At 34.5% G+C, this 22,526-nt stretch carries 17 protein-coding genes; 9 read left to right on the top strand and 8 right to left on the bottom strand.

From position 1 onward, the window contains the following. Position 1: 1 nt before the first annotated feature. The 3 genes from LG651_RS03130 to lepA form a co-directional block, all read right to left on the bottom strand. Entirely contained in the window at positions 2–1,267 is a 1,266-nt protein-coding gene (locus tag LG651_RS03130) for a glucose-1-phosphate adenylyltransferase (protein WP_226694695.1), read from the bottom strand. A 5-nt stretch (positions 1,268–1,272) separates the two neighbouring features. Next, on the bottom strand, positions 1,273–2,679 hold the full coding sequence (locus LG651_RS03125) for a glycogen synthase (protein ID WP_226694694.1): 1,407 nt from the start codon (positions 2,677–2,679) through the stop codon (positions 1,273–1,275). 148 nt (positions 2,680–2,827) lie between these two features. Beyond that, entirely contained in the window at positions 2,828–4,624 is a 1,797-nt protein-coding gene (gene lepA / locus LG651_RS03120) for a translation elongation factor 4 (RefSeq protein ID WP_226694693.1), read from the bottom strand. Between the two features lie 184 nt (positions 4,625–4,808). Here lepA and LG651_RS03115 point away from each other — a divergent pair, with 184 nt between their 5' ends. Then, on the top strand, positions 4,809–7,232 hold the full coding sequence (locus LG651_RS03115) for a TonB-dependent receptor (RefSeq protein ID WP_226694692.1): 2,424 nt from the start codon (positions 4,809–4,811) through the stop codon (positions 7,230–7,232). A 14-nt stretch (positions 7,233–7,246) separates the two neighbouring features. Here LG651_RS03115 and LG651_RS03110 read toward each other — a convergent pair whose 3' ends face one another. The 3 genes from LG651_RS03110 to LG651_RS03100 form a co-directional block, all read right to left on the bottom strand. Continuing rightward, positions 7,247–7,426, bottom strand: a complete 180-nt coding sequence (locus tag LG651_RS03110) for a hypothetical protein (RefSeq protein WP_226694691.1) — start codon at positions 7,424–7,426, stop codon at positions 7,247–7,249. Between the two features lie 20 nt (positions 7,427–7,446). Beyond that, a complete protein-coding gene (locus LG651_RS03105; protein WP_226694690.1) occupies positions 7,447–8,841 on the bottom strand; it encodes a radical SAM protein in 1,395 nt (464 codons plus the stop codon). Positions 8,842–8,980: 139 nt separating this feature from the next. After that, positions 8,981–9,724, bottom strand: coding sequence for a prolipoprotein diacylglyceryl transferase (locus tag LG651_RS03100; protein ID WP_226694689.1), 744 nt, complete (start codon positions 9,722–9,724; stop codon positions 8,981–8,983). An 85-nt stretch (positions 9,725–9,809) separates the two neighbouring features. Between LG651_RS03100 and dusB the strand changes: the two genes are divergently transcribed. From dusB to LG651_RS03085, 3 genes are all read left to right on the top strand, one after another. After that, positions 9,810–10,802 (top strand): tRNA dihydrouridine synthase DusB, encoded by a 993-nt coding sequence (gene dusB, locus LG651_RS03095; protein WP_226694688.1) that lies wholly within the window; start codon positions 9,810–9,812, stop codon positions 10,800–10,802. A gap of 114 nt (positions 10,803–10,916) precedes the next feature. Beyond that, positions 10,917–11,927, top strand: a complete 1,011-nt coding sequence (locus tag LG651_RS03090) for a dipeptide epimerase (RefSeq protein WP_226694687.1) — start codon at positions 10,917–10,919, stop codon at positions 11,925–11,927. 4 nt (positions 11,928–11,931) lie between these two features. Next, positions 11,932–12,951 (top strand): aminotransferase class I/II-fold pyridoxal phosphate-dependent enzyme, encoded by a 1,020-nt coding sequence (locus tag LG651_RS03085; RefSeq protein ID WP_226694686.1) that lies wholly within the window; start codon positions 11,932–11,934, stop codon positions 12,949–12,951. Positions 12,952–13,020: 69 nt separating this feature from the next. Here the strand turns inward: LG651_RS03085 and LG651_RS03080 are convergent, their stop codons facing one another. Continuing rightward, positions 13,021–14,499, bottom strand: a complete 1,479-nt coding sequence (locus LG651_RS03080) for a SusD/RagB family nutrient-binding outer membrane lipoprotein (RefSeq protein ID WP_226694685.1) — start codon at positions 14,497–14,499, stop codon at positions 13,021–13,023. A gap of 11 nt (positions 14,500–14,510) precedes the next feature. Next, complete coding sequence (locus tag LG651_RS03075; protein ID WP_226694684.1) at positions 14,511–17,699, bottom strand: SusC/RagA family TonB-linked outer membrane protein; 3,189 nt, start codon at positions 17,697–17,699, stop codon at positions 14,511–14,513. Between the two features lie 127 nt (positions 17,700–17,826). Here LG651_RS03075 and LG651_RS03070 point away from each other — a divergent pair, with 127 nt between their 5' ends. The 5 genes from LG651_RS03070 to LG651_RS03050 all read left to right on the top strand — a co-directional run bounded on the left by LG651_RS03070 (position 17,827) and on the right by LG651_RS03050 (position 22,526). Then, positions 17,827–18,576: a DeoR/GlpR family DNA-binding transcription regulator gene (locus LG651_RS03070; protein WP_226694683.1), complete on the top strand. Its 750-nt coding sequence runs from the start codon at positions 17,827–17,829 to the stop codon at positions 18,574–18,576. Between the two features lie 13 nt (positions 18,577–18,589). After that, the gene (locus tag LG651_RS03065; RefSeq protein WP_226694682.1) at positions 18,590–19,858 is read left to right on the top strand and encodes a D-alanyl-D-alanine carboxypeptidase/D-alanyl-D-alanine-endopeptidase; all 1,269 of its coding nucleotides are present in this window, start codon (positions 18,590–18,592) and stop codon (positions 19,856–19,858) included. Between the two features lie 49 nt (positions 19,859–19,907). Further along, positions 19,908–20,330, top strand: coding sequence for an OsmC family protein (locus LG651_RS03060; RefSeq protein ID WP_226694681.1), 423 nt, complete (start codon positions 19,908–19,910; stop codon positions 20,328–20,330). Between the two features lie 87 nt (positions 20,331–20,417). Further along, the gene (gene recJ / locus LG651_RS03055) at positions 20,418–22,109 is read left to right on the top strand and encodes a single-stranded-DNA-specific exonuclease RecJ (RefSeq protein ID WP_226694680.1); all 1,692 of its coding nucleotides are present in this window, start codon (positions 20,418–20,420) and stop codon (positions 22,107–22,109) included. Positions 22,110–22,166: 57 nt separating this feature from the next. Then, positions 22,167–22,526, top strand: a complete 360-nt coding sequence (locus tag LG651_RS03050; protein ID WP_044631496.1) for a hypothetical protein — start codon at positions 22,167–22,169, stop codon at positions 22,524–22,526.

Here is a 22,526-nt window from a genome sequence, read left to right as displayed (position 1 = left end):
ATTATAATTTGAAGCCTGCAGGAATTACGGCTCCTTTTTTAATTACTACAATACCATCCTTAATAACGTAAGTATCGGTTTCGGTATTTTCAAGGTGCATACCGCCTTCAATTGACACATCGTCGCCAATGCGGCAATTTTTATCGAGTATGGCATTTTTAATAAAACAGCGTTCACCTATCCCCATTAAAATTTCAATTTGTTTTTCTTCAATTTCTGCAAGAGTTTCGTAACTATCACTGCCCATCATATAGGTGCTAATTACTGTAGAATCTTTACCAATTCTAGAACGAATACCAATAACCGATTGTTCTATTTTTTCAGCGCTAATAATACAACCTTCAGAAATTACAGCTTTTTCCAGTGTTGTTCCTGCTAATTTGGTAGTTGGTAGCATTCTTGCTCTGGTATAAATGCGCTTAGTTTTGTCGTATAAATCGAATTTTGGGATGTCTTCTGTTAATCCTATGTTGGCTTCAAAAAACGAATCGATATTTCCAATATCGGTCCAATAGCCTTCATATTGATAGCTTAACGTTTTATGTTTTGATATTGTTTGAGGGATTATTTCTTTACCAAAATCAATTGTAGTTTCATCTTCCATCAACTTAATTAATAGGTCTCTATTAAAAATATAAATACCCATTGAGGCTAAATAATTTCGGCCTTCTGCTTTCATTTCGTCACTAACTTCCGAAGTCCAATCGGGCAATAAGCTAGCATCTGGTTTTTCAATAAAAGAGGTTACTACGTTTTCGTCGTTAGCTTTCATAATACCAAAAGAAGTAGCGTCTTTAGCATTTACTGGTATAGTGGCAATAGAAATTTCGGCATTTGCAGCTTCGTGTGCAGCAACCATTTTATCGTAGTCCATTTGGTATAATTGATCGCCAGATAGAATTAAAGCATACTCAAAATCATGACGAATAAAATGATGCATGCTTTGGCGAACAGCATCGGCAGTTCCTTGAAACCAACCTTTATTATGTGGTGTTTGTTCGGCAGCTAATACATCAACAAATGCGCTACTAAAAAAACTAAAATGGTAGGTGTTTTTTATATGGCGGTTTAATGATGCTGAGTTAAATTGCGTTAATACAAAAATGCGCTTAATATCAGAATTTATACAATTAGAAATTGGGATATCTACTAAGCGGTATTTACCTGCAATTGGAACAGCTGGTTTGGAGCGCTCGTGCGTTAGTGGATACAGCCTTGACCCTTGGCCACCACCAAGAATAATTGAGAGCACTTTACTATTTATCATAATTTTTAGTTTAGAGTGTTATATAGATTGATATATTGTTGAGCTGAAGCATGCCATGAATGGTCAATTTTCATTATTTGCGTTCTTATTCGTTTGTATTTTGTAGGTTTAGAGTAAAGTGCCACGGCACGTAATATAGTTTCGTTAATTTCTGTAATGTCGGTACTGTTATGGCAAAACCCAAAACCATTGGGTTCTGTAATATCTATAACGGTATCTTTTAATCCGCCAATTTTTGTTACAATAGGAATGGTACCATATCGAAGAGAATACATTTGATTTAACCCACAAGGTTCAACTCGCGATGGCATTAAAAGAAAATCGGCACCGGCATAGATAATATGTGAGAGTTTTTCATCGTAACCAATATAGGTATTGTAATTACCTTCGAATTCTGTTTTTAAAGCACTAAGGCTTTCTTCTAAATAAGGGTCACCAGAGCCTAAAAGCAGAATATTAAGATTTTTATTTTTTAGTGCGTTTTTAAAAATTTCGGGAAACAAATCAGTTCCTTTTTGGTGAACCAAGCGCCCTATAAAAGCGAAGAGTGGTTTTGTTTCGTCTAAATTAAACGCTTCACAAAGGTGTTTTTTATTGGCTTTTGCCCCTTTATTTACAGTTTTTATAGAATAATTTTGTACTATAAATTCATCGGTTTCTGGATCCCAAACATTGGTATCGATACCGTTTAAAATACCTGAGCACTTTTGGCTTTCGGCGCTTAATAGGCTTTCTAAGCCATTGGCATTTTCTTTTAATTCTTCCATGTAAGTTGGAGATACCGTAGTTACGCGCCATGCACATTTTATGGCCGCGGCTAAAGGGTTTATTGTTCCTCCCCAGTCTAGTAGGCCAACATTATCGAAATTGAATGCCGGAATTAAATGGACTTTGTTATGAGGAAACCAGCCTTGGTATTGCGCATTATGTATGGTTAAAATATTAGGAATGTATCTTAAAGCTTCGTATTTAAAACTTTCCTGAAGCATAAATGGAATTAATCCTGTATGATGATCGTGACAATGAATAACATCTGGGTAATCGTGCCATGTTAATAACCAATCTAAGGTAGCAATTTGAAAGGCTAAAAATCGTTCGGTATCTTCAAAGGAATACACATATTCTTTAAAAAGTAAATTGGGAACATCAACAAAAAACACATCAAAATCTAATGTTGAGTCTTCAAGTACTAAAATATTAAAGTTATAAGGCGTTTCGCCCAATAGAATTTCGGAAGAAAAAATAGTATTAAAGGTGTTTTCCTGGGTAAATTTATTGTTGTAAAAAGGCATAAACACCTGAGCGTATTCTCCAGAACTATTTAAATATTTTGGTAGTGCACCAACTACGTCGGCAAGTCCTCCAACTTTAGCAATAGGGTAGCATTCTGCACTAATATGAACAATTTTCATTATTTAGTTTTCGTTGTTATAAACTTACGAAAATAAATAGCAAAAAATGAATAATACTTGTGTTTTTCAATAAATTAATACATTATTAATAATTGACAAAAGAATTAATAATGATTTAATATTTGTAGGTGCAAATTTTATAGAATTATTAATCGTTAAGTTTTAAAACAGCCATAAACGCTTGTTGAGGTATTTCTACGTTTCCTACTTGGCGCATACGCTTTTTACCTTTTTTCTGTTTTTCTAGTAATTTACGCTTACGAGAGATATCTCCACCATAACATTTTGCGGTAACGTCTTTGCGTAAGGCCTTAACAGTTTCTCTTGCTACAATTTTGGCTCCAATTGCTGCTTGAATAGGAATATCGAATTGCTGACGTGGAATTAACTCTTTTAACTTTTCGCACATTTTTTTACCGATGTTATGTGCGTTGTCGGCGTGAATTAATGCAGAAAGCGCATCAACCGATTGGGCGTTTAATAACACATCTAAACGTACTAGTTTAGATTGTTTCATGCCTATTGGATGATAATCGAAAGAGGCATAACCTTTTGATACGGTTTTTAAGCGATCGTAAAAATCGAAAACTATTTCTGCCAAAGGCATATCGAAATTAAGTTCAACTCGCTCTGTGGTTAAATAGGTTTGGTTGGTTATTTGTCCGCGTTTTTCAATACACAAGCTCATTACGTTACCAACAAAATCGGCTTTTGTAATTATGGTTGCTTTTATAAAAGGCTCTTCAACACGGTTTAAGGTTGAAGGTTCTGGTAAATCGCTTGGGTTATTAACAATAATAACTTCGTCTGGATTTTTATTTGTGAAGGCGTGGTAACTTACGTTTGGAACGGTTGTAATAACCGTCATGTTAAATTCGCGCTCTAAGCGTTCTTGAATAATTTCCATGTGAAGCATACCTAAAAAACCACAACGGAACCCGAAACCAAGAGCTGCAGAACTTTCTGGAGCAAATACTAACGAGGCATCGTTAAGCTGAAGTTTTTCCATAGAGGCGCGAAGTTCTTCGTAATCTTCGGTATCAACAGGATAAATACCAGCAAAAACCATAGGTTTTACATCTTCGAAACCACCAATGGCATTTTTAGTTGGGTTGGCAGAATCTGTAATAGTATCACCAACTTTTACTTCTTTAGCTTCTTTTATGCCGGTAATAACGTATCCTACATCACCAGCTTTAATTTCTTGTTTTGGCTGTTGTTTTAATTTAAGTGTACCAACCTCGTCGGCGCCATAAGTTTTACCGGTTGCAATAAATTTAATTTGTTGGTTTTTTTTAATAGAACCATTTATAACTCTAAAATAAGTTTCTACACCACGAAATGGGTTGTAAACCGAATCGAAAATTAAGGCCTGTAAAGGTTCGTTTGGCTCTCCGACAGGAGCAGGAATACGCTCAATAATGGCTTTTAAAATGTTATCGACACCAAAACCAGTTTTTCCGCTGGCGTGAATAACATCTTCTGGATCGCAACCTAAAAGGTCTACAATATCGTCGGTAACTTCTTCTGGGTTTGCACTTGGTAAATCTACTTTATTAAGTACCGGAATAATTTCTAAATCGTTTTCTAAAGCTAAATATAAATTCGAAATAGTTTGAGCTTGTATACTTTGTGCCGCATCAACAATTAGTAATGCGCCTTCGCAAGCGGCGATAGATCGAGAAACTTCGTAGCTAAAATCTACGTGACCTGGTGTGTCAATTAGGTTTAATACATAGGTTTCGCCTTCAAAAATATAATCCATTTGAATGGCATGACTTTTTATAGTAATACCACGTTCACGCTCCAAATCCATGTTATCTAAAAGTTGATCTTGCTTTTCGCGTTCGGTTACAGAACCGGTGTAGTCTAGTAAACGATCGGCAAGCGTACTTTTACCATGGTCAATATGTGCAATAATGCAAAAGTTTCTAATATTCTTCATATGGCTAACCTAAAAATAGATTTAGTTTGCAAATATATGTGATTTTAAATGAGCGTAAAACAATGCTAGTTGGTAAATTATAAGTTATTTTAAAATTATGGGTGATAATTTATAAATATTTCATTTAATTTAAACGTTTACAGCAATTTGTAGTCTTAAATTTATACTTTAAACCACTAAACTTATGACCACGTTTTTAAAAGCTTCAAAACGAACGTTTTTTTTCCTTTTTTTCCTACTATCTATTTTTAAAATTAGTGTATTAAAAGCTCAAACCAATAAAAAAGTTCCTGAAATTGAAGGCATTTATGTGCACACCGACCGTGCAAAATATATGTTTGGCGAATCACTTTGGTATAAGGCATATTCGGTTTATCCTTACAGCAATCTTTTGTTTAGTAAAAGTAATATTTTATATGTAGAATTGGTTTCTCCAGACAATGAAGTTGTGGTACAAAACAAAACTATTTTAGAAAACGGATTGGGTCATGGGGATTTTATTTTAAACGATTCGTTAGGGATTGAAAAACCTGGAATGTATCAGTTAAGAGCCTATACCAATTGGAATAGGAATTTCGAAAATCACTTTGTTTTTAAAAAAAACATAGAAATTTTAAATGTTTTAGCGTCGACTAATTCTCAATCCCAAGAGGCTTCTAAAAAATCAAAAAAAGAGGAATTAACAAACCCGATTTCTATAGAAAATAATGTTCAGTTTTTTCCAGAAGGAGGTTCGTTAATAAGCAGTGTAAACAATGTTGTAGCCTTTAAAGCAACAAATGGAATGGGTTTTCCTATTCATGTAAAAGGAGAAATTTATAAAGCATCAAACGACTCGCTAGTCACTTTTTTTGGAACACTTCACGATGGTATGGGAAAATTTATGCTTAAGCCTAAACCAGGAGAAAAATTTTATGCTAAACTTTTAAATTCTAATAAAAAAATAGCGATTCCAAGCAGTTTGGATCAAGGTTATGCTTTAGGTTTTAGAAAAATTAGAGGTAAAAATATGCTCATTATTAAAACTAACGGAAATACTTTAGCTAATCAAACAAGTGCGCCTTTTCAAATAATATTTAAATTTAAAGGCGTTACGTATTTCGATATTAGGCAAGAAATTTCAAATCCTACTACTTATTTAGAAATTCCAAATAACACGCTTCCAGAAGGTATAAATCAAGTTACTTTAATCGATGCCAGTAATAGGCCACATAGCGAACGATTGATTTATATTGAAAAGGATAAAGACTTGGAGGTTGCAGTTACAACCAATAAATATAGTTACCAACCAAATGAAAACATAACGGTAACAGTTTCTTCTAAAAATAAAAGTGGAGAAGTTGCTTTGGCAAGTTATTCTATAAGTTGTATTGATAGAAATGGTGACGAATCGAAACAATACGAATCTAACATTGCGACGCATTTTTTAATGGAGTTTGACATTAAAGGAAAAGTACATAATCCGGGTTATTACTTCGATGAAGCAAACCCAAGACGATTACTAAATTTAGATTTATTGTTATTAACCCAAGGTTGGAGAAATTATTTATGGAAAAATTTACCAGAACCTAAGCTATTAAAAGCTCCTTTTTTAGCCGAAAAAGGGATTTCATTTAGTGGTCGTGTAAAACAAATTTTGGGAACAAAAGCTAAGGCAAATAATACGGTAACATTGGCTTTGTTTAATAACGGCAAAGTAGAAATGTTAAGTACAGAAACCGATGATTTAGGAATGTTTAGGTTTAAAGACCTCATGTTTTACGGCAAAACAAAGTTTGTGTTAAGTTCTAAAAACGAAAAAGGAAAAGGAAAAGGGCAATTATTGTTGGATAAGTTTAGTAGATTTCCTCTTGAAACCAATTTTAATCCTGAAGTTGTAAAAGTAGACACCTTGCAAGACATAACAATAAAAGATAATATTTTAAGAAAATATATGTCTTTTGGTGTTATGCCAGAAAATGTTTTAGATGAGGTTGAAATTATAGCTAAGAAAAAAACCGAACCTTCGCAAAGCATTTACGGAACCCCAGACAGAATCTTTACTTTCGAAGATGAAAGGCGGTCTTTTTCTACCATCCTTCAGCTTATTCAAGTAACTATTCCTGGAGTACAAGTTACAGGTTCTACCATTAAGTTTACGCGTTATAATGGACCTGCGCAAATAATTGTAGATGGTATTCCTTGGGAGCAAGAAGAGGTGTCGTTTATTCAACCTAGCGATGTGGAAAAAATAGAAACTTTAAATGGTGCAAGTGCTTCTATTTTAGGTGCTAATGGCGGTAATGGTGTGATATTAATTTATACTAAAGAAGGCGCATCAAACCGAGAAAAAACCATTTACCACACCGTTAAAGATGATATTGATGGCTTTTACAAAGCTCGAGCGTTTTATGTTCCAAATCCTTCAGAAAAAAACGAAGACAGTAGTAAATATGCAATTAGAAATACCTTGTATTGGAACCCATATGTGCATCCAGAAGAAAACGGAGAAATTCAATTAAATTACTTTAATAGCGCTGTTGAAACCGAGGTTCAAATTACTCTAGAAGGGATAACTGCAACGGGTATTCCTGTGGTAAAAAAGACGAATTACAGTGTAAAAAAGTAGCCGAGATATTTTCATTAAGATATCACACCACCACAAACTCCTAAACTAACGATAAGGTAAACAACAGAAATAATAAATAAAATTTTAGCTGTCTTTCTTTTCTTTTTAAATAAAAATAAACCAATTATACTCAATATAATAGCAGGTACAGAAATAATTAGTAGTATTATTATAAAAATACCGGTTAAATCCATGTTTGGGCTTAGTAAATACATCATAATGTGGTTTTTCTTAGTTCTTCTAAACGTTGTTTTTTATCGTCGCGATAAAAGAGATTCATGGTTTCAAAAGGAATAATTTTGTTGTCTTTATCAACAATATGCACACACGATTTTTTTATAGCACGTACATCAAAATTATAAGCATCAATAAATTGCATTATTATAATACGAAATAAATTATCGTAACCTAGGTTTGGTGCATCAATATTTGGCAAACAGCACATAATACTTTTTAGGTTTTCTTCGGCAACTTCAACAGAGTTACCAGTGCTAAACAACTCAATCATTTTACCTTGTAATTGCTCATCTTGCTCGTAAATAATGGTGTTTTTACTATTATCTAATAAATCGTTTGGGTTAATATATCGCGTTAACGGAAACACCTCGTCTTCCAATTTTAGTGCATAACCCATAACTAAAGCATCGGGGTTACAAGGCACGGGCAACAAATCGTCTGGATTAAAAATAGAGGTTTGTTCTAAAATTTTTCTTCGTACTTCGGTTAAAGTTAATCGGTCTGTTTCTGGGTTAAAATTTTCTAATCTACCGGCAATTTGTGTGGGCTGAAACGTAACCCCGCGCACACATTTTTGTTGCAATGCATAATCTATAATTTCACCAATTTCGTTATCATTTAACCCTTTTTGAAGAGTAACAACCAGTGTTGTAGAGAGGTTTAAGGCGTTTAAGTTATCTAAAGCCTGTTTTCTAATATCGCTTAAATTTGCACCTCTTAGTTCTTGCAATACCGAATCTTTAAAGGAATCGAATTGTAAATAAATCTCAAAATCTGGCGTATACGTTTTTAAACGTTTAGCAAACTCCAAATCTTTAGCAATTTTTATACCGTTGGTGTTAAGCATTAAATGCCTAATAGGTAGTGATTTTGCATAATCTAAAATGTCCCAAAACTGCGGGTGTATTGTAGGTTCTCCACCCGAAATTTGTACCACATCGGGCTCCTTTTCATTCGCCACAATGGTATCTAGCATTTTTTTAACTTCGGCCAAAGTTCTGTGCCTGCCATAAGTAGGCGAAGACCCAGCATAACACGTAGGGCAAGTTAAATTGCAACGGTCTGTAACCTCAATAACCGTTAAGCAAGAATGTTGCTCGTGGTCTGGACACAAACCACAATCGTAAGGACACCCATAATCTGTTTTTGTATTAAATTTATAAGGCGTTTCGCTAGGTTTATTGTAGTTTCTTATGTTTTTATAATACGCAATATCATCGGCAATTAATACTTTAGAGTTACCATGTTCTTTGCAACGCTTAAGCATATAAACCTTATCGTTTTCAAATACAATTTTTGCATCAACACGTGTTAAACATTCGGGGCAAAGGCTTAAAGTATAATCGTAGTACGTATATTTTCTATTGGGCATATTAATTTTTTTATTTGGGCGCTACCACAAGGGCCGGGCTTTCGGCAGTCGCTCTCTCCTGCGTCGAGGAGCTTCAACAAATGCCTCAATCCCTAGCGCGAGCAAGTTTGTAAATAATTGTAAAAGGCTATTTACGGTATTATTTTTTTGTAAAATTTAAACAGGGTTTGTATTTAAAATAATACAACCAGCAAGCTACACATAATAATTGAATTGTACTTAGGCCAAAAACCAAAAATAAGTTAGGTTTTAAAAACTCAATAAAAAACCTAAAACCAAAGTAAAAAATCATAAACCATTTAAACAAGTCGCCATTTTTAAGTTTGTATTTGTTTTTAAAATAAAATAAACCACAAAATAAAACAATTAAAAACAGTAATTCGTACAACGATGTAGGGTGCCTAAGTAAACCATCTCCTAAATCCATGCCCATAAAAAAAGACGTTTTTCTACCATAGGTAAACTCGTTTACACCCGATAAAAAACAACCAATACGCCCAATAAAAATGCCTAACATAATAGGAAATGTAAACAAATCGCCAGACGATTTAGTTTCGCCAATAATTTTTTTAGCCAATTCTACACCAAGTAAACCACCAAACAAACCCCCCATAATGGTTTTTGTATTTATAAGGTTAATTAAATTTTCTTTAGTAAAGTCAAAAACAGGGTTTTCCAGAAAACCTATAACTCTAGAACCAATTAAAGCACCAATTGTGGCGCCTAGAATTATAGAAAGTCTGTTATTCGAGTTAATAGCATCAATTTGTTTTTTACGTAAAAACAGATAAAACCTAAATGCTAAAAAAAATGCTAAATATTCTAAAATCAAATGAACATTTAAATTAAAGCCAAAAACAGTGGGTTCAAAAGGAATTTTCAAAAAACAAGATTTATAACAAGGTTGTTAATTTAGCCGCAAATAACATTTGACTAAAATACTGTATTTTTGCCACAAAAATTGTGTTGTGGTAAAAATAGGTAATATAGAACTTCCAGATTTTCCATTGCTTTTAGCACCAATGGAAGATGTTAGCGATCCGCCATTTCGTAAGTTATGTAAAGAGCAAGGCGCCGATGTAGTTTACACAGAGTTTGTGTCTAGCGAAGGCTTAATTCGTAATGCTGCAAAAAGCGTTATGAAACTCGATATTTACGACAAAGAGCGTCCCGTGGGTATCCAAATATTTGGAGCAAACCTCGATAGCATGCTTCAAACCATCGATATTGTATCAGAATCTAAACCGGATATAATCGATATAAATTTTGGTTGTCCGGTAAAAAAAGTAGTAAGTAAGGGCGCTGGCGCAGGAATTTTAAAAGATGTGTGCCTCATGGAAAAACTTACTGCCGAAATGGTAAAACGAAGCTCTATTCCTATCACTGTAAAAACCCGTTTAGGTTGGGATCACGATTCTATAAAAATTGTTGAAGTTGCCGAACGTTTACAAGATGTTGGTTGTAAGGCTATTGCAATTCATGGGCGAACGCGCGCACAAATGTATAAAGGAAATGCCGATTGGAAACCTATTGCCCAAGTAAAAAACAACCCACGAATGCATATTCCGGTGTTTGGAAATGGCGACGTAAATACCCCAGAACGTGCTATGGAAATGCGAGACCAATACGGATTAGATGGCTGTATGATTGGGCGCGCAAGTATTGGTAATCCTTGGTTTTTTAAGCAAGTAAAACACTTTTTTAATACAGGAGAACATTTAGCTCCAATTAGTATGAAAGAACGTGTTGAAGCTGCACGCCGACACTTGCAAATGAGTATCGATTGGAAAGGTGAAATTCTTGGTGTGTTAGAAACTAGAAGACATTATACAAACTACTTTAAAGGTATTCCGCATTTTAAAGAATACAGAACAAAAATGGTAACTAGCGACGATGCTAAAGATGTATTCGCTGCTTTTGATGAGGTTGAAGAAAAATTTGCCGATTATCAGTTTACCTAATAGTCCTATTTTTAAACGCTAAATTATTAACGTTAAAAACTTATTTTAACCTTTGTTTTATTGGTGTAAAGAAGCATTTTTAGTACCTTCACTATAAATAAAAACACATTATTTATGGAGGTTATATTAAAACCTTACCAGCTTAAATTAAAACATACATTTACCATTTCGCGCGAGTCGCACGATGTGCAACCATCGCTTATTGTTCAGTTGAACGATGAAGGTTTTTCCGGGTTGGGCGAAGCTACTTCTAATCCGTATTATAACATCACGGTTGAAAAAATGCGCGATGCTATTTCGGTCTTAATTCCAGAGATTCAAGCGCATAAAAATAAAACCCCAGAACAGTTTTGGGAAGTATTTTATCCGTTGCTTAAAAACAATATGTTTGCACTTTGTGCTTTAGATTTAGCTTTTAACGATTTGTATGCCCAAAAACAAGGCAAAAAACTTTACGAACTTTGGGGATATAGTACTACAAATAATCCGTTAACCGATTATACTATTGGCATTGATACCGTTGAAAAAATGGTGTCTAAAATGAAAGAATTACCATGGCCAATTTATAAAATTAAATTGGGCACCAAAGAAGACATTAAAATAGTAACCGAACTTCGTAAGCATACCGACGCGGTTTTTAGAATTGATGCCAACTGCGGCTGGACCGTAGATGAAACTATTAAAAACGCTATTGAATTAAAAAAATTAGGTGTTGAATTTTTAGAACAACCCTTAAAAGCCGATGATTGGGATGGCCATAAAAAAGTATTCGAAACCTCGGTTTTACCTGTTATTGCCGACGAAAGTTGCCAAGTTGAAGCCGATGTTGCAAAATGCCACAATCATTTTCATGGTGTTAATGTAAAACTGGTAAAATGCGGCGGATTAACACCTGCGCGACGCATGCTTAACCAAGCTAAAAGCTTAGGCATGAAAACTATGGTAGGTTGCATGACAGAATCGTCGGTTGGTATTTCGGCCATTGCGCACTTATTGCCACTGCTCGATTATGTAGATATGGATGGCGCTTTATTACTTGCCGAAGATATTGCAAATGGAGTTACCATAACTGATGGCGTTATAAAATACAGTGAAAAAAACGGGGTTGGAGTTACGCTAATTTAAATGTATGATTGTAAATGAGTTTCCAGATAGGTTTATAAATATTGATGGTAATGACTATTTATATTTTGGAGGAACCGCTTATTTAGGCTTGCCAACGCATCCAAAATTTCTAGAATATTTAGCTGAAGGTTTGCAAAAATGGGGATCGTTTTACGGAAGTTCACGAAACTCTAACATTAAACTTTCTATTTTTAATGAAGCCGAAACGCTTTTTGCAGAACAAATTGGTGCTGAAGCAGCCGTAACTACATCGTCTGGAACTTTAGCCGGAAAATTAGTTTTACAGCATTTTTCTAAAAAAAATTATGCGTTTTATCATTATCCAAAAACACATCCTGCTATTTTACACGAAAAAAGTGTGTCTATTTTTCAAGACAAGCAGTTGCATCCAAATTTATTAAATAACACCGAAGAACATGTTGTTATTACTACAGATGCTATTTTAGGTTTAGAAGTAGAAGCTACAAATTTTAGTTTTCTTCAAGATATTTCAAAATCAAAAAAAGTAATTTTGGTTGTCGATGAGTCTCATAGTCTTGGTATAATGGGTAAAAATGGCGCAGGTGTTTTTAATAGTATAAATAATTCTTGTTTGCATCAAAAAATAATGGTGTCGTCGTTAGGAAAGGCCTTAGGATTATCGGGCGGAGTTATTGCTGCTGATGAAAATGTTGTTGAAGCTATAAAAAACGAACCGCTGTTTGTATCGTCGTCATGCACAAATTCGGCGTATTTATATGCTTATTTAAAATCTCAGGATATTATAAAATCTCAGCAAGCTAAATTGAAAGAAAATTTATGTTTTTTGTTTGAAGATTTTAAGCCTTCTGTAGAATTAAAATTCAATAAAAATTATCCAGTTATTTATTCTGAAGAAGCCTCGTTTTACCAAAGGTTGTTAAATGAAAATATAGTAATAACAAATTTTAAATATCCTACGTACAAAAATTTAATGAGTCGTATTGTTATTACAGCAAACCACACGAAAGACGATTTATTAAAATTGAAGCAAGCCTTAAAGTAGAAATAAATTTAAATAAAAAACCTGAGCAGAAATGCTCAGGTTTTTACCTGCTATTAAAAAAATTAACTATTATTCAAAAAGCCAAATATTAGTAATTGAAGTCGTTTCGTCGTAAGTTATATTTTCGTTAGAATCGGTTTCAGATGAAGGATAAATGGAGCGTCTAAACCATTGCCCTAAATATTCACTTGCAGAATCTTCTTCTAAACGAAGCGCTAAGTCTTTAAACACATCTGCAGAAAAATCGTAGCGTCTCATGTCGTTATAGGTTTCAACGTTATGAAAATTAGCGATATATTTTTCTTTCATAATATGGTTAAGCATTAAACCTGTTTCGCCAACAGCAACAACGGTATCGGCCATATAATCTGTTCCATCAACACCAATTTCATCCATGCTAGCTTCAATTCCAGCTAAATAAGCATTGTAACCAGTGGTTGTAGTTCCTGTACTTGTTGTAGTTCCTCCATTTGCTAAAAACTCAGCTTCTGCTTTTATAAACATCGCTTCAGCATAAGTCATTAAAATTAATGGAGCAGTTGCGCTAGTGTGATAACCACCATCTTTATAAAATGTATTTCCATCTTCGCCATCAGACGATTCGCCTGTTCCACCATTCATAAATCCTCTCCAAGGGTCTCCTGGTTCGCCTTCGTTTTCGAAAAACTCAGGAAGTCTAGGGTCTATTTCAACAACACCGCTTTCAAAAGGGTACGAGGTTCCATTCATCATGCTAACTATTTGGTCGTTAGGAGCGCGAAAAAAGTTTGATGTGTTACGCGCTAGAATATTGGTTGAATAATATGGATTTATTTCACCTTCTGGAAACTCTAACATAATGTTATCGGCGTTTGAAGTGAAACCATTGTTTATTGAGGCTAAAACATCGCTAGCAGTTGCACCACCTGTATTTATGAGTTTTAATTGCATGCGTGCTTTAAATGTGTATGCGGCGCGTAACCATTTATCGAAATCGCCATCGTAAAATAAATCTTCGGCTCCCATTAAAATTTGAGAATCGTCGGTACCTTCTAAATCAGAAATGGCTTCATTAAGTATGTTTAAAGCTTCGGTATAAACAGTTTCACCATCGTCTAAATTAGGGAATGGATAAGTAAAGGCATCACCAATTTCAGAATAAGGTACATCGCCCCAACATTCTACGGCTAAGCTTAAATTTACTGCTTCCAGTATTTTAATTACTGCTTTGTAGTGTATTGCACCTTGCGCATCCGCTTTGGCTTTTAAAACTTCAATGTTTGGAAGTCCCTCGGTATAAATGTTAGACCAAGTGGCAGAAGTACTTGTAAGTCCTGCAGCACCATAACCGTACGACCCAAAGTATTGCGTATAGTTTCCGTACGATAATTCGGCATAGTAAAACGCATAAACAGTGTTAAACATTACAGGCCCAATAATATCTTTCATATCAAGCGCATCTTCGGTTTGAGCACTCGAAGGCGTGTTTACATCTAAATAGTCTTCACAACTATAAATTCCTGTAGTTAGTAAAACTAAAAGGAGTATATGTTTTATTTTATTTTTCATAATGCTATTTTTTAAAATCCTATAGTTAAACCAAATGAATAGTTTTCGGTTAAAGGAATTCCTCTACCCGTAAATCCGTATTTATTACTACCTGCAGAGTAATCGCTTCCTTCCGGATCGAAACCATCAAAAGGTGTCCACAGTAATATGTTATTTAAATTTGCGCTAAGCTCGAAATTACTAAGGTGTAATTTTTCTAAAACAGAGGCGTTAACACTGTAGCTAAAACCAAGACTTCTTATTTTTACCCAAGAGGCGTCTTGTAATAGGTTTTCTGCGGTTCTACGTCCGTAAGCAGTCCAGTTAAACATTCTGTATCCTGTAACAGATTCTGGTGAGAAATCGGCAACAGTAGTGTTTGGTATGTAAGTTCCAGGGTTGTTAGGGTCTTCCATGACCCCATCAAATAAATATTGGCCATCACCTTCTCTATATTGCATGGTAAATTCCGATTGTCCCATACGATTTAAAATATAACGTTGCCAAGAGTATTTATCGCCACCTTTTTTCCATTCGAACATAAAATTAAATGCAAAGTTTTTCCATTTAATGTTGCTTCCTAAACTCATTACAAAATCTGGAGTTGCATCACCAACAATAACTCTATTTTCGTCGGTTATTGTTGTGGTTGGCAATCCAATGGTTGAATCAATTATAAGTTCTCCATCGTCTGTTCTGTCATAATTATAACCGTAAATAGCACCAATGTTATCGCCTTCTCTTGGTTGTAAATATAAATAGGCACCAGTAAGGTCGGTAGAGAAATCAATATAAGGTACTTCATCTGGTAAATCAATAACTTTTCCTTGGTTTTTACTAAAGTTATAAATTAAGGAAATATTTAAATCTTCCGATTTTATTAAATCGCCACTTATTAAAAGTTCATGACCGCTAGTTTCGTATAAACCAGCATTTCTTCTAATAGAAGTAACCGATGTTGAAGGTGCTGTATTGGTTGCAAAAATAGCATCATGCACTTCGTTTTTAAAGTAAGCGTAATCTACTCTTAAGCGATTTTTAAAGAAACGTAAATCGGCACCATATTCCCAGCTTTTTGTCATTTCTGCTTTTAAGTTAGGGTCTGCAATGGTTTTATCGGCAATATAACCACCTGTGCCTCCCCAAGGGAAATTAGCATCTGGGTAAAAGAAATATCCGGTTTGTCCAAACGATGTGTCGTTACCCACTTGAGCGTAAGATAACCTAAGCTTACCAAAGCTAAAAATATCGTTATTTTCAAATAAACTTTGAATGTTATAAGCTAAACTAGCTGATGGGTAGAAATAAGAATTGTTTTCGATGGGTAAGGTTGAAGACCAATCGTTTCGTCCAGTAACAGACAGAAATAATTTGTCGTCGTAATCTAATTTAAACTCTCCAAAAACACCTATGGTTCTTGTTTGGGCAATATAATTTGAAATAGAAAAGTTTTCTTGGGCGTTACTCATATGATTAAAATGAGGAATATTTAAGTTTTGCCCATACATTCTATACGATGTTCTTTTAAAATCTCTAACCGAGTTACCTACAAGTAAATAAGCCGATAGTTTTTCTGAAATATCTTTTGTGAAGGTTGCTAGTAAGTTAGACTCTAATCCCATAAAATCGTAAACTTGATCTACAATAAAACCGTTTACTTGAGATCCAGCATCTAATTCTGGTGGTACAAAACGATTAAGTAAAGTTGTGTAATTATCAACTTGAGCTGTGTAGTTTAAATTGAACCATTCCTTTGGTGTCCAGTTTAAGTTTAAGTTACCTAACCAGCGGTTAGTATCTTCGGTTAAACCACTAATATAGGCATTGTATTTTGGGTTGTCTATCCACCCTGGATAAGGGTTTCTAGCAGAACCATCAGCATTTAAAAAATCGTTTATTGGAAAAGTTGGTGACCAATATCCTAAAGCACTTATTATAGATTTATCGCCACCAGTTGGTTTTCTAGAATCCGATTTTGTGTACATTATCGAGGTGTTAATTTTAAAACTCTCGGTAGCTTGAAAACCAGCTTTAAACCTAAAAGCTGTTTTAGCAAAATCGGTGTACGGAATTATACCGTCGGTTTTTGAGTTTGCTGTCGAAAAATAGTAGTCTATTTTTTCTGTAGCACCTGAGATATCAAAATTTATATTTTTATTTACACCCATATCAAAAAGTTCGTAAGGGTCGTAAAACTTATCGTTCGATAAGTCGTAAGTTTCACCATCTTGTAAAATGGAATCATCGGAGTATCTTACACCCCAATTGTATGGTCCGGAGCTCGATGTTCCAGAAATATACTGGTATCCAGTTTGTGTTTCTGGTAAATACAAAGTGTTAGTTTCACCGTAAATACCTTGTCTAAATTCGGTTTGTAATTCTGGGGCCTTTGTAACATTACTAAGGGTTGTAGAAACACTTAAATTAATTTTTGGTTTCCCTTGTTTTCCCTTTTTAGTAGTAATTACAATCACGCCATTTGCGCCTGCGCTACCATAAAGCGCCGTGGCAGCTGCACCTTTAAGCACGTTAAAGCTCTCTATATCTTCGGGGTTTAAATCGCCAATTCTACTTGCAAACGAGAATTGCTCGTTACTTCCAGAGGCATTACTTCCGGCTGCAGGCAAAATGCTACCTGAAAAAGTATCGTTGTTAAAGGTAACACCATCTAAAATAATAAGCGGTTGGTTGTTTTGCGTAGGATCCATAGAAGACATACCTCTAATTAAAATATCTACACCACCACCAGCAGTTCCAGAAGGGTTACTAATTTGTAACCCTGCAACCTGACCTTGCAATGCTAGAATTGGGTTGGTGTTACCAGTTAAATTTAAATCTTCGGTTTTTACTTGTGTTACCGAGTAACCAAGCGATTTTTCTTTCTTTTGAATACCAAATGCAGTTACAACAACTTCGTCGAGAGCATCGGTACTTTCTGTTAAGCTTACATTTAATGTTGAGCCTTCAACAATAGCTTCTTTGGTTTCAAAGCCAATAAACGAAAATGTTAGTACATCGCCGGTTTTTGCCGAAATGCTGTAAAGGCCATCAAAATCGGTTGAGGCGCCTTGGTTTGTGTCTTTAATTTGAATATTCACACCAGGCAACGGTACACCAGAGGCGTCGGTTACCTTACCGCTAACAGTAATGTTTTGAGCAAACAATAAACTAAAAGTGGATGTGAAAAAAACAAGAAGAGCGAGGGTAGTTTTTTTCTTCATAAAAGTTAATTTTGAGTTATTAGTCACTCAAATATAACAAAAGTGTTGCGTTTTTTTGCGTGTTTGTGCATTTTTTTTGCAAAATAAATTTGAAAATTGCATATTTATAAAAAAATTCTCATCCTTTATGTTAAAACAAGAGCGTCATAAATTAATTTTAGATAGGCTTAAATTGAGTAAAAAAGTGCTGTCAAAAAATTTGAGTGACGAGCTTTCAGTGTCTGAAGATACTATTAGAAGAGATTTAAAAGAACTCGAATCGAAAGATTTAATTTACAAAGTACACGGCGGTGCATTATTAAAAGAAAATAGAGTACGTTCTTACGATGAGCGCAGTATTGCCGATGTTGAGGAAAAGAAAAAAATTGCAATTAAAGCAGTAAAGCTTATAAAAAGTGGCCAAGTTATTATTATGAGTGGTAGTTCTACTAACTTAGAATTGGCTAAAATAATTCCACCAGAAATAAATGCAACTATTTATACCTATAGTTTACCAATAGCTGTGGAGTTATCGCATCATCCATCTATTGAAGTTATTTTTATTGGCGGAAAATTAAACAAAGAAGCACAAGTTACCGTTGGTATCGATATTGTAAACCCGATATATAATATTAGTGCCGATATTTGTTTTATGGGTACCGATGGTATTGATGTAAATCGCGGTTTAACCGAACCAAATTGGGAAGTTTCTAGAATAAAGAATAGTATGATAAGAGCTTCAAACTATGTGGTAGTTATGTGTGTAAGTAGTCGTATAAATTCTGTTAAACGACATTCCGTAGTTCCTATAACTGAAATTGATGCAATTGTTTCAGAAATAGACCCAAGCGAAGCTATTTTTAGTGGGTTTAGAGACTTAAATTTAACCATCATTTAAAAAGTTAGTAATTATGTTCAAAAAGTTGCTAGTTTTAGTTTTTGTGTTGGCTAGTATTTTTAGTTGTAAATCGGCTAAACTAAAAAAAGGTATAATTAATAAAATTGAGGCACCTTTTTACAACAATCAGTTTACGGGTTTACTTGTTGTAAATGCCAAAACCACCGACACTGTTTTTAGTTATAACGCCAGCAAATATTTTACACCAGCAAGCAATACCAAAATTTTTACACTGTATTCGGCATTACAGCTTTTGCCAACCCATATTCCTGCATTTAAATATAAAACAGAAGGCGATACTATTACTATTCTAGGTACCGGAAATCCAACGTTTTTGCATCCTTTTTTTAATGATAGCACCGCTTTAAAAATGGCTAAAAATTATAAACATGTAAAATTGATTTATAATAATTTAGATGATGAAAAATTTGGTCCTGGTTGGGCTTGGGAAGATTACGACACTTATTTTAGTCCAGAGCGAAGCAGTTTTCCTATGTACGCCAATGTTGCAACAATTAGTAAAACCGATAGTTTGCATGTTATTCCTCAAGTTTTAAGTAAAAATGTAACAGAAGTTTTTACCCCCAAACGCCGAAATTATAACGATAACACCTTCTATTACAACAAAAAAAATCAAGATACTATTGAAGTCCCTTTGGTCATCGATTCTACTTTAATAAAACAACTTTGGCAAGCCATTTATCCTAATAAAATAACATTTGCAAAAGCATCAAACAAACCATTCGATAAGGTAGCTTACAGCAACATTGCAACAGATTCATTATATAAGCGCATGATGGAAGTAAGCGATAATTTCCTGGCCGAACAAATGCTTATCATGGCATCATCTACATTGTCCGATACTTTAAGTTCTCAAAGCGTGCGAACTCATATTTTAAAACATCAGTTAAACGATTTAAAACAAGAACCGCGATGGGTAGATGGCTCTGGTTTAAGCCGATATAATTTATTTACACCAACATCTTTTGTTCAAGTTTTAACTAAATTATATAACGATATTCCTCAAGAACGACTATTTAATTTATTTCCTGTAGGCGGAAAAACGGGCACTTTAAAACGGTATTATAAAGGCGGTAATAAGCCTTATATTTATGCTAAATCGGGAACGGTTGGTAATAATTATTCTTTAAGCGGTTATTTAATTACCAATTCTGGAGAAACACTTATTTTTAGTTTTATGAATAACCATTACAGGCAATCGACTGTTGAGGTTAAGCATCACATGGAATCGGTATTCGAATGGCTTCGCGATAATTATTAAATTAACTTTATAAGTAGTATTTTTGATGTTTATTGAAATACTACAAAAAATGGCAAATCATATTACAACAACCTGGTTGGGCGACATGAAGTTTGAAAGTACAAACCCATCAGGACATAATTTATTTATTGATGCAGGCGAAGAAAACGGAGGCAAAGGCGAAGGTTACCGTCCAAAAGCACTTATGCTATCTGGTTTAGCGGGTTGTTCTGGTTTAGATGTGGCCTCGTTAATAAAAAAAATGAAGCTTGAAGTAGACGATTTTAAAATTGAAATCGATGCTAATTTAACAGAAGAACACCCAAAATACTACGATAAAGTTGCTATGCATTTTCACTTTACAGGCGGGAACTTAAACGAAAAAAAGCTTCAAAAAGCAGTCGATTTATCTATTGAAAAATACTGTGGTGTTATGGAAATGTTTCGTCAATTCGCCGAGTTAGATATTCAAACTCATTTTCATAATAAATAGTTTAATTGTGGTTTCTTTTAGTCAATTTTTGAAGAGAAACCAAGCAAATTAATATCGATAAGTAACCCCTGAAACTAAAAATGAACAATGCGTTGGACGCTAAAACCAAAACCAGAACCGCGGAAAGTTGAAGCATTACAAAATGCTTTAAATGTCGACGAAACTACAGCAACCTTATTGGTGCAACGTGGCATAACAACATATAATGATGCAAAACGGTTTTTTCGCCCAAGTTTAAACGATTTACACGATCCGTATTTAATGAAAGATATGGATAAAGCCGTAAAACGCATTGAGCAAGCCTTTGCAAATGGTGAGAATATTTTAGTTTATGGCGATTACGATGTAGATGGTACAACGGCAGTTGCCTTAATGTCGTCCTATTTAAAAACACGCACGCCTAATGTAGCGACTTACATTCCAGATAGGTATAACGAGGGTTACGGCGTGTCTACACAAGGTATCGATTTTGCACACGATAACGATTTTACCCTTATTGTTGCATTAGATTGCGGCATAAAAGCCATCGAAAAAATAAGCTACGCCAAACAAAAAGGTATCGATTTTATAATCTGTGATCACCACCGCCCAGGAAACGAAATTCCAGAAGCTGTGGCGGTTTTAGATGCCAAACAACCCGATTGCAATTATCCATACAAAGAGCTTTGTGGCTGCGGCGTAGGTTTTAAACTTATTCAGGCGTTAGCTTCAAAAACTGGTGAAACCATCAACGATCTTTTACCGTATTTAGATTTGGTGGCAACAGCTATTGGTGCAGATATCGTGCCTATAGATGGGGAAAACAGAGCATTAGCCTATCATGGTTTACAAGTTATAAACACTAACCCAAGACCCGGCATAAAAGCGATTATAGCTCAAACAAATAAGGAAGAATTAACCATAACCGATGTGGTTTTTATTGTGGCTCCAAGAATTAATGCTGCGGGCCGAATGAAGCACGGCGACTACGCTGTTTCGCTTTTAACAGAAATGAATTTGGCAGAAGCCGAAAGGTGCGCCGCAGAAATTGAAGCCTTTAATTCCAATAGAAAGGAAACCGATAAACTAATTACTCAAGAAGCTTTACAGCAAATTGAAACGCAGCATGAGCAAGAGCGTTTTACAACCGTTGTATACAGCGAAAACTGGCATAAAGGCGTTATAGGTATTGTGGCTTCCCGATTAACCGAAACCTATTATCGTCCCACGTTGGTCTTTACTAAAAGTGGCGATAAATTAGCGGCATCGGCGCGCTCGGTTAAAGGTTTCGATGTTTACAATGCCTTGGAAGGCTGCAAAGCACATATAGAACAATTTGGAGGTCATAAATATGCCGCAGGTTTAACATTAAAAGCAGAAAACTACGAAGCTTTTAAACAAGCTTTTGAAGATGAAGTTTCCAAAACTATCGATACCAATTTACTTACACCAGAAATTAAAGTAGATGGCAAAATAGAGTTAGATAATATTACACCTAAATTTTATCGCATTTTAAAACAATTTGCTCCTTTTGGTCCTGGTAATATGACGCCTGTTTTTATGACTGAAGATTTAATAGACACTGGTTATGCTAAATGTGTTGGCGAAGATAAAACCCATTTAAGGCTTACGGCCACTCAAAAAAACGCCCACAATAAAATAGTAGCTATTGGTTTTGGTTTAGGCGATAAATTAAATTTGGTAATCAATAATAAGCCTTTTAACGCTGTATATTCTATAGATGAAAATCATTGGCAAGGGCAAGTAAGTTTGCAATTAAAGCTTCGAGATGTTAAATAGATTTAGTTATTTAGAATAAATCTAAATAATTCTTATATTTGTTGTAAATCAAGCGTTATGCAACAAGATATTTATAAATTATACAACAACAGCTTTGGTATAGCTTTTAAGTGGAAAGACCCAATTACAGATCAGGTTCAAAATAAAGTTCAAATTATATTTAGAGATATGGGCTTTTATTTTTCTCACCAAGAAATAATAGAATTTTACAATTGTGTAAGTGCAGCCAAATGGAATTTACCTTGCAATCAATGCGATTTAAATTGCGATACCAGAAATATTTTACTTAAAACACCTTGTAAACAAATTGATGTTGCAATAAATAACAAAGAATTAGCCTTGGTAGATGATTTAATTAAAGGCACGCTTTTTCAGTTAGAACTCGACGATTATGTTGGAGATTTATGTAAAAATTGA

Source organism: Neotamlana sargassicola, from assembly GCF_020523965.1.
Taxonomy (GTDB): Bacteria; Bacteroidota; Bacteroidia; order Flavobacteriales; family Flavobacteriaceae; genus Neotamlana; species Neotamlana sargassicola.
Note: the sequence above shows the minus strand (reverse complement) of the source record. Positions and strands in the feature narration are given on the sequence as shown.